Origin of the sequence: Mitsuaria sp. PDC51 (assembly GCF_900113225.1) — a bacterium.
In the GTDB taxonomy this organism is placed as follows: Bacteria; Pseudomonadota; Gammaproteobacteria; order Burkholderiales; family Burkholderiaceae_C; genus Roseateles.
On the sequence record NZ_FOZE01000001.1, the window covers coordinates 2,217,961 to 2,233,715 of the forward strand.

8 protein-coding genes and 1 riboswitch are annotated in these 15,755 nt (G+C 72.5%); of the genes, 2 read left to right on the forward strand and 6 right to left on the reverse strand.

Annotation, left to right across the window (positions count from 1 at the left end; translation table 11 throughout):
- Positions 1-58 precede the first annotated feature (58 nt).
- From BM393_RS09600 to BM393_RS09615, 4 genes are all read right to left on the reverse strand, one after another.
- Positions 59-2,332 carry a TonB-dependent siderophore receptor gene (locus BM393_RS09600; RefSeq protein ID WP_091724549.1) on the reverse strand — a complete coding sequence of 758 codons (2,274 nt, stop codon included), beginning with the start codon at positions 2,330-2,332 and terminating at the stop codon, positions 59-61.
- A 208-nt stretch (positions 2,333-2,540) separates the two neighbouring features.
- A complete protein-coding gene (locus tag BM393_RS09605; protein WP_091724550.1) occupies positions 2,541-3,848 on the reverse strand; it encodes a lysine N(6)-hydroxylase/L-ornithine N(5)-oxygenase family protein in 1,308 nt (435 codons plus the stop codon).
- A gap of 7 nt (positions 3,849-3,855) precedes the next feature.
- Positions 3,856-5,013: a GNAT family N-acetyltransferase gene (locus tag BM393_RS09610; RefSeq protein ID WP_217648404.1), complete on the reverse strand. Its 1,158-nt coding sequence runs from the start codon at positions 5,011-5,013 to the stop codon at positions 3,856-3,858.
- 113 nt (positions 5,014-5,126) lie between these two features.
- Complete coding sequence (locus BM393_RS09615) at positions 5,127-6,065, reverse strand: alpha/beta hydrolase (RefSeq protein WP_091724551.1); 939 nt, start codon at positions 6,063-6,065, stop codon at positions 5,127-5,129.
- Between the two features lie 217 nt (positions 6,066-6,282).
- Between BM393_RS09615 and BM393_RS09620 the strand changes: the two genes are divergently transcribed.
- The gene (locus BM393_RS09620) at positions 6,283-8,001 is read left to right on the forward strand and encodes a cyclic peptide export ABC transporter (protein ID WP_091724552.1); all 1,719 of its coding nucleotides are present in this window, start codon (positions 6,283-6,285) and stop codon (positions 7,999-8,001) included.
- Between the two features lie 27 nt (positions 8,002-8,028).
- Here BM393_RS09620 and BM393_RS09625 read toward each other — a convergent pair whose 3' ends face one another.
- Both BM393_RS09625 and BM393_RS09630 read right to left on the reverse strand, forming a co-directional pair.
- Positions 8,029-10,257 carry a LamG-like jellyroll fold domain-containing protein gene (locus BM393_RS09625; protein ID WP_254783313.1) on the reverse strand — a complete coding sequence of 743 codons (2,229 nt, stop codon included), beginning with the start codon at positions 10,255-10,257 and terminating at the stop codon, positions 8,029-8,031.
- 187 nt (positions 10,258-10,444) lie between these two features.
- A complete protein-coding gene (locus tag BM393_RS09630) occupies positions 10,445-13,465 on the reverse strand; it encodes a ligand-binding sensor domain-containing diguanylate cyclase (protein ID WP_091724553.1) in 3,021 nt (1,006 codons plus the stop codon).
- A gap of 289 nt (positions 13,466-13,754) precedes the next feature.
- Positions 13,755-13,855: riboswitch (cyclic di-GMP riboswitch) on the forward strand.
- An 84-nt stretch (positions 13,856-13,939) separates the two neighbouring features.
- Between BM393_RS09630 and BM393_RS09635 the strand changes: the two genes are divergently transcribed.
- Entirely contained in the window at positions 13,940-15,742 is a 1,803-nt protein-coding gene (locus BM393_RS09635; RefSeq protein ID WP_091724554.1) for a ShlB/FhaC/HecB family hemolysin secretion/activation protein, read from the forward strand.
- Positions 15,743-15,755 lie beyond the last annotated feature (13 nt).

Consider the following 15,755-nt stretch of genomic DNA (forward strand, 5'->3'; position numbering starts at 1 on the left):
CCGGATCCCGCCCGTGGCGACGCCGACACCGGCGTCGCCAGCGGCCTTAGAAGTGGCCTCAGAAGCGGTAGCTGCCGCGCAGCCAGGTGCTGCGCGGCGTTCCGAACATGTAGCCGGACTGGCCGCTCATCCAGATGTAGGTCTTGTCGGTCACGTTCTCGACGTTGAGCGACACGGTCATGCGCGGCGTGAGCTCGTAGCGCGCCAGCAGGCCGATCAGCGTGTAGCCGCCCTGCGTCAGCGGCGTCTTGGAGACGATGTCCATCGAGGTGGCGTTCTGGTAGCTGAGGTTGCCGCCGATGGTCAGCCGGCTCAGCGCGCCGGGCAGGCGGTAGCTGGTCGCCAGGTTGACGGTGCGCGTGGCCAGGTGCGGCGAAAGCGGCGTGCCATCGGCCTTGCGCGGCGTGCCGTAGGCATAACCGGCCATCAGCTGCCAGCCGGTCAGCACCTCGCCGGAGACGCTCAGCTCGAAGCCCTCGGTCACCGTGCCGCGCTCGCCGCGGAAGGCCGGCGAGCCATCCGGTTGCAGCGTGCCGGTGGCCACCGGCACGTGGTCCTGCTTGGTGCGGAAGACCGCGACCGCGGTGTTCAGGCGGCCGCCGAAGTGCTCGCCCTTCACGCCTAGCTCGACGTTGCTGCCGCGCTGCGGATCGATCACGTTGCCGCTTTCGTCCTTGGACGTGTTGGGCTGGAAGATCTGCGTGAAGCTGCCGTAGACCGAAAACTCGCCGGTCAGGTCGTAGACCACGCCGGCGTAGGGCGTGACGACCGAGGTCTCCTTGATCGGCACGCCGTCCACCCGCGCGCCGTTGGCCGTGCCGGCCCAGGAACGCTGGTAGGACCGGTTCTCGTAGGAGGTCACCCGCGCGCCCACCAGCAGCGACAGCGCATCGGTCGCCTGCAGGCGCGTGGACGCATAGGCCGCGCGTTCCTCGGTCTCGGCGTTCTGGCGCAGGCGCGGGTACTGGAAGTCGGGCTTGGCGATCGCGCCGAGGTCGAAGACGCCACCCGGGCGGCGATCCAGCCGCGTGCCGGTGTTGAGCGCGCTGTTGTTGGCGATCTCGGTCTCCAGCTTGTTCACGTTGAAGCCGATCACCGCCTGGTGCGTGCGGCCGAACAGCTGGTAGGGGCCGGAGGCGTAGACGTCCAGCGACTTGTTGGTGCCGTCCGCCGGGTTGTCGCTCAGCGAGACGACGCCGATGTTGGTCGCCGCGTTGATCGGGAAGGTGGGCAGCGTGCTCTGCAGGTCGCCGCTGTAGCGCTCGCGCTGGTTCTTGACCTGCGCCACCTCGGCCTTGACCTGCCAGCCGTTGTCGAAGGCGTGCTGCAGGTTGACGAAGACCCGCCGGGTCTCCATGTTCCAGGTGCTCCAGGGCGTGCTGAAGGAGTAGGAACGCGGCACCACCAGCCGCGCGCCGTTGCCGTAGTAGGGCGGGATGTTGCCGAAGTTGGCGCCGTCGATGTCGTTCTTCTGGTACTCGAAGCCGGCGGCCAGCACGGTGCGGGCGCCGAGGTCGGTCTCGACGATGCCGTAGAGCAGGCTGTCCTTGCGGCGCTTGTTGTCGATGAAGGTGTCGCCGCCCGAGTGCGAGGCGACGATGCGGCCGCGCACGCCGCCGCTGGCGGTGAGGCTGCCGCCGATGTCGGCCTGCGCCAAGTAGCGGTTCCAGTTGCCGACGCCGACGGTCACGCTGCCTTCGAACTGCTGCGTCGGGCGCTTGCGCACCAGGTTGACCGAGCCGCCGGGCTGGCCCACGCCGTTGAGCAGGCCGGCCGGTCCGCGGATGACCTCGACGCGGTCATACATCGCCATGCTGGTCATGCTGGCCTCGGCCGAGACATTGTTGTAGGCCAGCGTCGGGATGCCGTCGACCATCTGGCTCAGCGAGAAGCCGCGCGACGTGAAGTCCACGCGCTCGTCGCGCCGGTTGACGACGATGCCGGGCGTCTGGCGCATCACCTCGTTGAGCGTGTCCAGGTTCTGCTCGTCCATCTGCTGGCGGCCGACGACCGTCAGCGACTGCGGCGTCTCCCGCGGCGACAGCGGCATGCGGGTGCCGGCGCCGGTGCTGCGCACCGTGTAGGAGCCGGTGCCCTCGCTGGTGGCGGACCGGCCGCTCACCGACACGGTCGGCAGCGCGGCGCCGGAGGCGGTGCCCGATGCGGCGGCCGATGCGGCAGTAGCAGGCGCGCTGTCGGTGGGCGCCTCGGCGGCGACGGTCTGCGCCCGCGCGGGCGCGGCGCCGGCGAGCGCGAGGGTGCCGAAGGCGGTGGCCAGGGCCAACGACAGCCGGTGAGGACGGAACAGGGCGAGCGACGGGAACGGGGACATGGCGCGATCCTTCTGAGGATTCATGGTTGTGGCGAACGGGAACGAGGGTGGGCAACGAGGCGCCCGGAACGTGAAAAAGCGCGCCGCCACGGATCCCGTGTGGCGGCGCGCGTCGCGGAGAAGGGGCTGGTCGGCGTGGTCGGGTCCTCCGTTCAAGGACCCGGCGGCGGCCGGCAGAGGCCGGCCCGCGGCGACCGGGAACAGCCGCTCATGCGGCCTGCCGGGCGCTGTCCTGCCGCCCGGTCGCGTGGTCCAGGCCGGTCGCGCCGTGCAGCGCGCCGCGGATCTCGCCCGAGCGGATCGCGGTCACCGACAGCAGCGTGTCGCTCAGCCCGTGGGTCAGCTCGCAGGCGCCTTGCAGGAAGACGCTGGGATGAAAACCGGGCTGCGCGCGCAGCCGGTAGTGGCGGTCCACCTCCCAGTCGCCGAGGTAGGGCGCCAGCGGCGCCAGCAGGCTGCGGTGGCGGTCGCGCTCGTAGCCGGTGGCCAGCACGATCGCGTCGTAGTCCTGCGTGGTCGTGCGCGCGTGGTTCAGGTCGCGCAGCGTCAGGCGCAGGCCGTGCTCGCCGGCCTGCACCCCGGCCACCTCGTGGCGGCGCAGGAAGCGGTGGCGCGGCTCGCCGCTGACGCGCTGGCGGTAGAAGACCTCGAAGATCTGCTGGATCAGCGCCAGGTCCGGCGCCGCGTAGTTGGTGTGCCAGTACTCGTTGAGCAGCTCCTCGCGCTCGCTGCCGGAGCGGCTGAAGACGAAGTCGGTGAAGTCGGCGTTGAAGATCTCGTTGACGAAGGGGCTGTCGTCCGAGGGCTTGATCGAGCGCGCCCGCATCACCAGGTCCACCTGCGGCCGCTGCGGCCGGCCGTGCAGGTCCATGAAGATCTCCGCCGCGCTCTGGCCCGCGCCGACGACGGCGATGCGCCGCGCCTGGCCGTGGCCGGCGATGGCCTCCAGGTAGTGGCTGGAGTGGAAGACGCGCGGATCGTCCTTGAAGGCCTTGAACTCGGCCGGGATGCGCGGTGCGCCACCGACGCCCACCACCAGGTGCCGCGTCAGGCGCTCGCGCACCGTGCCCGCGGCGTCGCGCGAGCGCACCCGCAGCAGCTTCACCTCGCCGGCGCGCGGCTCGGGCAGCACCTCGACCACGTCCTCGCCATAGGCGCAGCGGTCCTCGAACTGCGCCGCGGCCCAGGCCAGGTAGTCGTTGAACTCGTGGCGGCTGGGGAAGAAGGTCTTCAGGTTGATGAAGTCCTGCAGCCGGTCCTTCTCATGCAGGTAGTTCAGGAAGGTGAAGCGGCTGGACGGGTTGCGCAGCGTCGCCAGGTCCTTCAGGAAGGAGATCTGCATGTGCGCCTGGTCCAGCAGCATGTTCCTGTGCCAGACGAAACCAGGCTGGCGTTCCACGAACAGCGCGTCCAGCGGCCGGTGCTGCGGGCGCGCGTCGCGACCTTCCTCCAGCGCGATGGCCAGGGCGATGTTGGACGGGCCGAAGCCGATGCCGATCAGGTCATGGATGTGCATGGGTGCCTCAGGATTGGGGAACTGCGAGGGAATGGCCGGAGGACGCGGGCGCATGCGCGTCGACGTCGTCGTCGGGACGCGGGATCCAGAGCGCGTCATCGAAGAAGCGCTCGCGCATCAGCAGGCCCAGCACCGCGCGCTTGTGCGGGAACTGGATCTCCTTGAGCGAGGCGTAACCGCAGCGGTGGAGGCTGCGGATCATCCGGCGGTTGTCGATGCGGGGCTCGATCACCAGGCGCTGGGTGCGGCAGTCGTCGAGGAAGAGGTAATGGGAGACGCCCGGCATCCAGGCGGTCAGGAAGGGCCGGCCGCGCAGCGCCGGCTCGCCCACCAGCACGTGCCAGCCGCGGTCGTGGTCGGCGGCGTCGTAGAAGGGCGCGATGCGGTCTTCCTTGGCCCAGTAGGCCTCGACGTAGCAGAACGGCCGCTCGTCCAGGCAGCCGATCAGCCCGACGGTGTGCGGGTCGGCGGCGACGCCGGCGAGGTAGCGGCGGTGGTGCTCCAGGTCGCCGGTCTCCTGCCAGAAGTGCGCGACGGCCGGCTCGTTCATCCAGCGGTTCACGGTGGCCAGGTCGCGCTCGACGTCCATCGCGCGCAGGCTGAAGGCCTGGTCCAGCCAGGGGATGTGGCGGCGGTAGACGGTGCCGGTCGGCTTGGGCGGCCGGCGCGGATGGCGGCGGCCGTCCTTGCTGAAGACGTGCTGGCTGGGCGGCGGATCGCGCCGGTCGGTCAGCCAGAGGCGGTCCCATTGCCAGAACAGCTCCCGCGACACGGTGGTCGGCTGGCCAGCGGGCTGCAGCGCGATGCCGCCCGCGAGGAGCGCCGAGCCGGCCGGCAACGCGCCGCCGAGCGACACGGCCGGGAGGTCCGGGCGCAGCGCGAAGACCGCCTCCAGCGCCGCGGGCAGGTGGAGGTCCAGCAGCGCCGGCGGCGTCCGGTCCAGGCCGTCGCGGGGCTGCAGCAGCGGCAGCGGCGCGGCGGGCTCCAGCATCCAGGCGCTGACCGGCCCGCCGCCCCGCGGCAGCACGCTCAGGTGGGGGCCGTTCATGACGGTCTCGAGCTCCTGGCCCGCGACGCGGCTCAGGATGCGGCCGGCGGCGCGGGAGCCGACGCTGGCGAGGGAAGGATCGGAGCCGGCGGACAGGGCCGGCGCAGCGATGGACATGGGACTGCCTCGGAAGTGGTCGCGGCGCTCGGCGCGCCGCCGTCTTCCGGTAATGACGTTGGCCGCGCTGATTTGTTCATGCGGGCGGTGCCCGGGGGCGCGGCGCGCCCGGCTCAGCAGAAGGCGTGGGCCAGCGCGGCAGCGGCGTCGGCGCGCAGCGTGGCGGCGTCCTCGACCACGTTTCCGAGCCGGGCGAAGTCATGCACCATGCCGGCGTAAACCTGGACGCTGGTGCGCACGCCGGCGGCCTCCAGCGCCCGCGCGTAGGCCAGGCCCTCGTCCAGCAGCGGGTCGAACTCGGCCAGCGCCAGGTGCGCGGGGGCCAGGCCCTGCAGGCTGGCGGCTTGCGACGGCGCGAAGCGCCAGTCCAGGCGGTCGGCGTCGTCGCGCAGGTACTGGCCGAACATCCATTGCAGGTTGCGCTGTTCCAGCAGATGGCCGGTGGCCAGCCGGCGATGGGACGGCGTGTCCTGGTGGGCGCTGGTGCAGGGATAGAGCAGCAGCTGCAGCACCGGTTGCGCCAGGCCGGCGTCGCGCGCGGCCAGGGTCAGCGCGGTCGCGAGCGTGCCGCCGACGCTGTCCCCGCCGACGGCGATGCGGGCCGGGTCCAGCCCCAGCGCCACGGCATGGGCGCGCAGCCAGGCCGCGGCGTCCTCGGCATCGTGGAAGGCGGTGGGGAAGCGGTGCTCGGGGGCGCGCCGGTAATCGACGGCGAGGACCGCGCAGGCCGCCCGCCGCGCCAGGTCCCGGCACAGCGAGTCGTGCGAGTCCAGCCCGCCCAGCACGTAACCCCCGCCGTGGAAGAACAACAGGGCCGGCGCGCGAGGCGCCGTGTCGCCGCGGTAGAGCCGGGCGGGCAGGGGGTGGCCGTCGCGGGCGGGCAGCGTCAGCGCCTCGCAGGGCAGGTCGGGGCCCGGCAGGTCCAGCGCCCGCGTCGAGCGGTCGTAGGCGGCGCGGGCCTGCTCGGCGGTCAACTCGTGCAGCGCCGGGCCGTCGGCGTTCGCGGCGTTGACCAGGTCGAGGAAGGCTTCCAGATCGGGATGCAGGGGCATGGGAGGGGCGCCGGCGCGGGGCGGATTCGTTGCGGGAAGGGCGCCATCACGCGCCTGCAGGTAAGACGTCCGTCCCGCGCGCTTGTTCATGGGCGGTCGTCGTCGGCGCCACCTTTTCGCGGCGCGAGCCATGAACAAACCCGCCGCCGGATCGTCTACCCGGTAGGACCTCACCCGTCCGCCGCGCCGCTGGCTCGGCGGCTGAAAGACCGCGCTGATGAACACTGCTCCTGGCACCCCGGCTGGCGATCCGCCGGGCCCCGCTCCCGGCAAGGCCGGCGAAGTCTCCGGGCTCCTGAAGCCCTTCCTGCCCTGGCTGGCCTTCTCCGCGGTGACCGGTGTGGCCGCCGGCGCGGCGACGGTGGCGCTGCTGGGCACGATCAACGCGGTGCTGAACCGGCCCGGCGGCATGGCCGGCGGGCTGCTGCTGACCTTCGTGGCGCTGTGCGCGATCGCGCTGATGGGGCGCGCGGCGTCCAGCATGAGCACCAACCTGGTCGGCCAGCGGCTGGTGGCGCAGGTGCGCAAGAGCCTGGCGCGCAAGATCCTGGCCGCGCCGATCGATGCCCTGGAGCGCTACCGCACCCACCGCCTGATGCCGGTGCTGACCGGCGACGTGGACATGATCAGCGACGCCGCCTTCGTGCTGTCCTCGGCGCTGATCGCGCTGGCGATCACGCTGGGCTGCCTGGGCTACCTGGCCTGGCTGTCACCGGCGCTGTTCGGGCTGCTGCTGGTGGCCCTGGTCGTGGGCGTGGGCGTGCAGACCTGGGCCCAGGCGCGCGGCATCAAGGGCTTCCACAAGGCCCGCGACGCCGAGGAGCAGCTGCACAAGGCCTACCGCGCCATCAGCGACGGTGCCAAGGAGCTGCGCATGCACCGCGCGCGCCGCGCCGGCATGTACGGCGGGCAGATCGAGGGCACGGTCGACCGCATCCGCGAGATCAACTGGCGCGCGATCAACACCTACGTGCTGGCGACGGCCTTCGGCTCGGCGCTGTTCTTCCTGCTGATCGCGCTGATCCTGGGCTGGGCGGCGCTCAGCACGATGCCGCCGCCGGTGCTCAGCGGCTTCGTGCTGGTGCTGCTGTTCCTGAAGGGCCCGCTGGACCAGATCGCGGCGGCGGTGCCGGGCATCGGCCGGGCGCGGGTGGCCTTCCAGCGCATCGCGGACATGTCGGCGCGCTTCGCGACGCCCGAGCCCTTCCTGGACCTGGACCAGCCCGGCGAGCCGGCCGCGCTGGCCGAGTCGATCGAGCTGCGCGGCGTGCGCTACGGCTTCCCGGCACCCGACGGCGGCGAGGCCTTCGTGCTCGGGCCGGTGGACCTGACGCTGCGGCGCGGGGAGATGGTGTTCGTCGTCGGCGACAACGGCTCGGGCAAGACCACGCTGGTCAAGCTGCTGCTGGGACTGTACGCGCCGCAGCAGGGCCAGGTGCTGGCGGACGGCCGGCCGGTGACCGACCAGACCCGCGACCACTACCGCCAGCTCTACACGACGGTGTTCTCGGACTTCTACCTGTTCGAGGACCTGGCCGCCGAGGCCGGGCAGGGCGGCAGCCTGCCGCAGCGCGCGCTGCCCTACCTGCAGCGGCTGGAGATCGCGCACAAGGTGTCGGTCAAGAACGGCGCGTTCAGCACGGTGGACCTGTCGACCGGCCAGCGCAAGCGCCTGGCGCTGGTGCATGCCTACCTGGAGGGCCGCCCGGTGCTGGTCTTCGACGAGTGGGCGGCCGACCAGGATCCGACCTTCCGCCACCTCTTCTACACGGAGCTGCTGCCGGAGCTGCGCGACAAGGGCCACCTGCTGATCGTGGTCTCGCACGACGACCGCTACTTCCACCTGGCCGATCGCGTGATCCGCATGGCCCACGGCCGCATCGTCGAGGGCGCGGCGCCCGCGTCCCGGCCGGAACGCGCGGCCGCGGCGGCCTAACCCCCGGCCTGAGCCTCGGCCTGAACTTCAGCCCTGCGCCAGCGCCTGGACCTGCGCGGTGCTCAGCGCGCCGCCGTAGATCCGGAAGTCCTGCAGCCGGCCGTTGAAGTAGGGGTCCTGCCCGTACTGCGCGCGGCCGAGCCAGTTCTGCGTCGTGTCGCCGAGCTGGTAGGGCGCCAGGTCCATCGTCGTGATCGACGCGGCCACCGTGCCGTCGACGTGCAGGGTGCAGGTGCGGTCCTTGAGCGTCATCGCCAGATGCACCCAGCGGCCCTTGGCCAGCGGACCGGTCGAGACCGTCTGCTCGCCGAAGTAGCTGGTGTTGGTCACGCTGACCCGCATCGTGTCGTTGCTCACCAGCAGCGTGAGATAGGTGATGTCGGTCGAGCCGAAGTCGAAGACGCGGGCATTGCCCTTGTTCACGCCGTTCCACCAGACCCAGCCGGCGATGGTGACGTCGCCGACGCCGGCCAGCACGCCGGTGGGCAGCGCCAGGTGGCCCGAGGCGCCGTCCAGCGCCAGCGCCTTCGTGCCGGCCTTGCGGCCGTCGCCCCAGGAGGCGCCGCCGACCAGCGTGCCGTTGCGCTGGCGCCCGCCGACATCGCGCGCCGTCATGCCCTGGCCGTCGTCCAGCGGCAGGCTCAGCAGCAGCGGGGCGCCCAGGTCCACGGTCGAGGTGGCCGAGGTCGACAGCACCGTGCCGGCGCCGTCCAGCGCGCGGACCTGGTACTGCCACCGGCCTTGCGACACCGCGTTGTCCGTCCAGGTGGGCAGGCCGCCGGCGTTCACGCGGGTGAGTTCGGTGTAGGTGGAGGAGCCGGCCGGCGCGCGCATCACCGCATGGGCCGCCGCATCCGCGCTGCCCCACCACGACAGCTGGACCGCGCCGCCGCGCACGATCGCCTGCAGCCCGGCGGGCGGGACGCGCGTCACGTCCGCGTCGCGCGAGAAGGTCAGCGTGCCGAAGCTCAGGTCGTCGCCGAGCCAGGTGTTGCCCTCGGGCCGCAGCTGCGCGGCCAGCGCGCTGACCCACGGCGCGGCCAGGCCCTTGCGCTTGACGTAATGGTTGTAGATCGGCTCCCAGCATGGGCGGCCGTTCGGCCGGCCGCCGTCGGACACCGCGGTGAAGGTGCCCTGGCGGTTGATGTAGAGGTAGAAGGGCAGCGTGTAGAAGGCGCCGGCGGCGTCCTTCAGGTTGGACTTGGCGACGTACTCCGCGCCGGCCAGCAGCCGGTTGTCGTCCTCGCCGTAGAGGTCGTCGCCCTGGTTCCAGGCCATCTCGCACAGGTAGCCGGCCATGCCCAGGCTGAGCGTCGCGTGGCCCTGGTCGCGGCCGCTTTCCTGCCACTGGCCCATGTGGCCGGGATGGCGCGCGTAGACCATGTGGCGCGAGGCGCCGTTGCCGCGTCCGCGGTGGAAGTAGTCCAGCGCCTCCTGGTAGACGTCGGCCCGGTCGGCGAAGACGCCGACGGCCAGCATGCCCACCAGGCACACCAGGTCCCAGTTGGCCCATTGGTTGGTGATGTTGGTGCCGTTGTGGTCCTTCAGGAAGCTGCTCTGCAGCGGATAGAAATGCGTCAGCAGCCATTGCTGGCAGGCGGCCCGGTCGGTCGCGCTCCAGCCGCTGTAGGTGCGCAGGATCTCGGCCGCGTTGGCCCACTGGTAGCCGTAGATGCCGGCGGCGAGGAAACGGTCGCCGTTGCCGGTGAGCGTGGTCATCGTGCTCACCCACGCGTTGACGTAACGCACGGCCTGGTCAGCATAGGCGGGGTCGTTGGTGACCTTCCAGCGCAGCGCCAGCTGGTAGGCGCGCTGCACGTCCTCGACCATCGCGCGGAAGTTTTCGCCGTCGCCGCCGCGGATCGCGGTGACGACCGGTTGCGGATCGCGTCCCAGCTGCGCGCGGCTACTCGAGGTCAGCGCGCGAAGGCCGCTCACCCAGGGCTCGCGACCGGCCGCGAGCTGCGTGCGCATGCGGGTGAAGTCGGCCTCGGTGTGCAGCAGGCCGGGGTGGGTGAAGACGCGCGCGGTCGCGGTGCCGCCGGTGGTCGTGCCACCGGTGCTGCCGCTGGTGGTGCCACCGGTCGGCGTCGACGCGCCGCCGGTGCTCTCGGCCGAAACGGCCTCGTTGGCACCGCCGCCGCCCGAGCCGCAGGCCGACAGGCCCAGCGCCGAGCCGCCGGTCACGAGGGCCCGGCGCATCCATTGGCGGCGGGTGCTGGTCGACGCGAGCCACGCGCCAAAGTCGAAATTCATCACGGTGGGGCCTGCGTCGGAAGAGGAAGGGATGGCGGCATGCGGCGCTCGCGAGCGCGTGGCGCATCTTGGCCGGACACCGTTGTCATCGCCGCAACCGTTGCACTCTGTGACCGCTGCCCGTCGGCGTCGCACAACACCCGGCCCCCGGGCCGCGGCGGTGCGGACCGGAGAGCTCACCGAGTCATCACGAAATGATCACTGCCCGGTCGCGTCCGCCGTGCTTGGCGTCGTAGAGCGCCGCATCGGCGCGCGCGACCAGCGCCTCCAGCGACTCGTCGCAGGCCGGCGGCACGCCCACCACGCCGGCGCTGCAGGTCGCGGCCAGCGGCGTGCCGGTGCCGATGTCGAAGGGCTGGTCGCCGATGCAGCGCTGCAGGGCCTGCGCGCGGCGCCGGCCTTGCTCCTGCGCCATCGACAGGCCGGGCAGCACCAGCAGGAATTCCTCGCCGCCCCAGCGACCGATCGCGTCGTAGTCGCGCATCGTGGCCTTGAGCCGCAGTACCAGTTGCGTCAGCACCGCGTCGCCGGCGGGATGGCCATGGGTGTCGTTGATGCGCTTGAAGTGGTCGATGTCGATCAGCATCAGCGTCACCGCCGCGTCGCCGCGACGGGCCCGCGCGATCTCCCGGGCGGCCAGGTCGGTGATGGCGCGCCGGTTCATCGCGCCGGTCAGGCCGTCGGTCAGCGCGAGGGTGCGCATCTGCTCGTAGGACGCCTTGAGCTCGGCCGTGCGCCGCCCGACGAGGCCTTCCAGCTCGCGCTGGCGCCGCACCCAGGCGCGCACCCGCCAGCGATGCGCCAGCGCGATCAGCGCCACCGCCAGCGCGCCGGCCGCCGCCAGCGCCCAGGCGCTGCGCCACCAGGGCGGCCGGATCTCGAAGGGCAGCGCGGCGAGCTCGGACACCAGGCCGAGGTCGATGTTCTCCACCCGCGCCTCGAAGACGTAGCGACCGCCGGGCAGCGCGGGGAAGACGACGTCCTCGTGCGCCGTGGTGCGCCATTGCTCGTCCAGGCCGCGCAGGCGGTAGCGCACCTGCTGCGTGGCGCGGTTCCGGAATACCGGCGCGGCCCAGGCGATCTCCAGCGCGCCGGCGGACCAGTCCGCCGTCCAGGCGCGATCCAGCGGCATCGGCACCTGGTCGCGTGTCACGCGGGTGAGGTGCAGGGCAACGCGCGCCGGGTCGAGCAGCCGTTCGGGCGCGATCACCTGCGTCGCGCCGCGGCTCGTGCCGATCCAGATGTCGCCGGCGGCGTCCTCGACCAGCGCGTTCTGGTTGCAGTCGTTCCAGCCCAGGCCGTTGCTGTCGTCGAAACGGCGCCAGGGACCGCCGTTCCAGACCAGCACGCCGTCGTCCGTCGTCACCCACAGCCAGCCGCGACGGTCGGACAGCAGCGCCATCACCGTGCGGCGGCCGAGGACCTCGCCCGGCTGCAGCGCGGCGGCGCGCCACGCGCCAGCGCCGTCGCTGCCGCCGCTGCTGTTGCCGTCGCTGTCGCTGTCGCTCGCCACCCGCCAGAGCCGGTGGTCCCGCGAGGCGACCCACAGCGCGCCGTCCCGGCCGCAGGCGACCTTCTCGATCGACAGGCCGTCCGGCAGCCCGGCGATGGCCGGCGTCGTCACGCCGTGGGCCTCGTCATGCGCGATCAGCCCGGCCGATGTGGCGAACCAGGTGCGCCGCTGGGGCGAGGTGCACGCCGCGAAGACGGTCAGGGACTTCGCGCGGTCGGCCGCCATGCCCGGCGCCGGCACCACCCGGGGCGGCGTCCCGGTGGCCCCCCTGGCGGCCCTACCGGCGGGCGGCACGAAGAACAGGCCCTTGTCGGCGCCCACCCACAGCCCGCCGCCCAGCGCCGGCTGCAGCACGAACACCAGCGGCAGCCCCTTGGCCACGCGCTGCCACGCTTCGCCGGCCCGTCGCCGGAACAGCTCGCCGGAGTAGGTCGCCATCCACAGCTGGCCCGCCTCGTCCCGCGCCAGGCCCCCGACCTGATCGCTCGTCCCGCCGGGCGTCCGGACGTCCACCCTTCCGCTGTCCGGATCCAGCAGGGCCGCGCCGTTGCCGGTGCCCAGCCACATCCGTCCGGGCGCCTCCTCCAGGAAGGTCCAGAGGTCGTCGCTCGGCACGCCCTGGCGCCGGGTCCACTGGCGCCAGTGCTCGTAGCCGCGCCAGTGCACGAGCCCGTGACCGGCCGTGCCCAGCCACAGGTCGTGGTCGCGGTCCTGCAGGATCGCGTGCACGCCGCTGCCGACGTCCAGGCCGTGCTCGGCGCCGAAGCGCGTCCAGCGGCCCGTCTGCCAGCGCAGCACGCCGTCGTCGCTCGAGGTGAGGACGCGGCCCTGTGCGTCCTCCGCCAGCGGCAGGTGCAGCCGCACGGTGCTGTCGCCCAGGCGCGACGGCGTGAGGTCCTCGAAGCGATCCGTGGTCGGCGCCTGGCGCGCGACCTGCGTCTGGCCGCGTGCCCACAGGGCGCCGTCGCGCGTGCGCAGCAGGTCGCCCCAGCGCGCCGGCTTCAAGCCTTCGCGCTCGCCGAACCGGGTCAGCGCGCCGTCCCGCCAGCGGCACAGCGCCCGGCCACAGCCCAGCCACCAGCTGCCATCCGGCTCCACCAGCACCGCGTGGATGTCGGCCAGCGACGGCTCCCGGTCCCGCAGCGCCTGCGCGAAGGCCGGCGCGGCGCGCCAGCCGCTGCCGTCCCGGCGCAGCGCGTACAGCCCGTCCATTGCCGCCACCAGCGCGCCGCCGTCGGCCGTGGCGGCGATGGTCCGATGACCCTGGCGCACGGAGAGCGCGGGGCCGCCGGCGTCGATCACCTCCAGCCCCTGGGGCCCCAGGCGGGCGACACCGCTGATCATCCCGACCCACACGCCGCCGCGACCGTCCGGCGCCAGCGAGCTGACGTGGCGGTTGACGAGCGACAGGTCGGGCGCGTCGATGCGGGTGATGCGGGCGCCGTCGTGGCGATAGAGGCCGTTCTCGGTGCCGATGACCAGGCGGCCGTCGGGCAGCTGGACCATGGCGGTGACGGAGAGATTGGAGAGTCCGTCCGACTGCGTGTGCGTGGTCAGCGCCAGGTCTTGCGCCGGGGCCGTGGCGACCAGTGCACCCGCCAGCAGGCCCGCGAGGATCCAGCGGGCGAACCGGATCGGCGCGGAGCGGCGCGGAGCGGGCGAGGCGAGTGGGGCGAGCGTGGCGGAAGAGGGCATCGGTGGGCGCGAGGACCGGCGATCAGCCAAGGCGCCGCAGCGGTTCGCGACGCACGTTCAGCTCCGGAGGATAGCGGGCAGGCGGGCGCTCATCGCACCGTGTCGCACCGGGCGCTGATCGCGAGGGCCGGGCGTGAGACTTTCTGCCTCGAAAGCCGCGCTAGCGGCTCGCGGCCGCTTCGTCAATCCTCCCTGAAGTGCGATGTGTCGATCGTGTTGCACTCCGATACAGTGCTTCACTCGAGTCCGCCGCCGAGCGAGCACTTCGTGAGCAATCTCACAGGGCGCGGACTGCCTAGGGCAAAACCGGCGCGAGCCGGCGACGCAAAGCTTCCGGTCTCCCGCCGGCATCCCTCCGATGCCGTGGCGCGAGATAGCGGGGTTGCCGGACGGGTCCGCGCCAGTCCGTGATGCATTGCCGTCTTCCCGGCTGCCTTGGGTTCAGAAAAACAACGCCCAACAGGCAGGCAAGGGATGCAGCAGGACAAGAACAAGCGGGCGCACGCGCGCCCGGCCGCCGGCGTGCCGGCAGTGGCGATGGTGGCGCTGGCCGCGGCGCTCGCCGCCGGCGTGGAAACCGCCTGGGGCCAGGCCTTGCCGCCGGGCACGGTCGACCCCGACGCGCAACGCCAGCTCCAGCAACAGCGCGAGGCGCAGCAGCGCCAGTCGCTGGAGCGCGAACCCGACGTGCGCCTGCGCGCCAGCCCGCCCCCGGCGCGTCAACGCCTGCGCGACGACGAGTCCCCCTGTTTCCTCATCACCCGGATCGAGCTGGACGGCGTCGAGGACCAGCCCCGCATGGCCCGCCAGATCCGCGCGCTGGACGGCCCGCAGGGCGACGACGCCCCGATCGGCCGCTGCCTGGGCGCCACCGGCGTGGCCACGCTGGTCACGCGGCTGCAGGACGCGCTGATCGAGGAAGGTTTCATCACCACGCGCGTGCTGGCCGCGCCCCAGGACCTGTCCACCGGCGTGCTGCGCCTGACCGTGGTGCCGGGACGCGTCCACGCGATCCGCGTGCGCGAGGGCAGTTCCCCGCAGGTGCGGCTGGCCAACGCGCTGCCGGTCAAGCCCGGCGATGTGCTCAACCTGCGCGACATGGAGCAGGCGCTGGAGAACCTGCAGCGCGTGCCCGGCGCGCAGGCCGACATCCAGGTCGAACCCGCCCGCGACACGGTCGAGCCCGGCTACAGCGACCTCGCCGTCAGCTACCAGGGCGGGCGCCAATGGCGCTGGCAGGTGTCGCTGGACGACAGCGGCAGTGAGGCCACCGGTCGTTATCCGCTGGCGCTGACCGCCTCGCTGGACCATGCGCTGACGCTCAACGACCTCTTCTATGTGACGCTGAACCGCGACGCCGACTGGCTCGCGCGCCGCGTCGACGAGCGCGACGGTCCGCACAAGGGCACTGGCGGCCACGTGCTGCACTACTCGCTGCCCTGGGGCCACGCGCTGCTGAGCGTGACCTTCAGCCGCAGCGGCTACCGCCAGGTCGTCATCGGTGCGAACCAGACCTATGTCTACCGCGGCGCCAGCAGCAACGGCGAACTCAAGCTGACCCGCATGCTCTGGCGCGATGGCCAGTACAAGTTCAGCGGTTTCGTGAAACTGTTCGGCCGCGGCTCGCGCAACTACATCGACGACACCGAGGTCGAGGTGCAGCGCCGGCGCACCGGCGGCTGGGAAGCCGGCCTCAACCTCAAGCGCCAGGCTGGCGGCGTCGGCAGCGAGGCCGAGTTCAGCCTCAAGCGCGGCACCGGTGCCTTCCACGCGCTGGAGGCGCCCGAGGAGGCCTTCGGCGAGGCCGACTCGCGCGTGAAGCTGCTGCAGGGCAGCGTGAGTGTCAACGGCGCGCTGCCGCTGGGCGCCCGTCAGCTGCAGCTGAGCAGCTCGCTGCGCGGCCAGCTCGCGCTGAACCGCCTGACGCCGCAGGACCGCTTCTCCATCGGCGGCCGCTACACGGTGCGCGGCTTCGGCAGCGATGCCTCGCTGTCCGCCGATGACGGCCTGCTCTGGCGCAACGAGGCCGAGCTGCCGCTGAGCGCGCCGCAGGGCTCGCCGGCGGTGTCGATGTACCTGGGGCTGGACGCCGGCCTGGTCGGCGGCAACGGCGCGGAACGCCTGGCCGGACGCCACCTGACCGGCGCCGTCATCGGCTCGCGCCTGCGCACGCAGGGCTTCTCGCTCGATGTCTTCGCCGGCGCGCCGCTGTGGCAGCCCGCGCGCTTCCCGGCGGCCCGCGTCGTCGCGGGCTTCAGCCTGACCTATTCCCGTTGATGCCTTTCCGTTG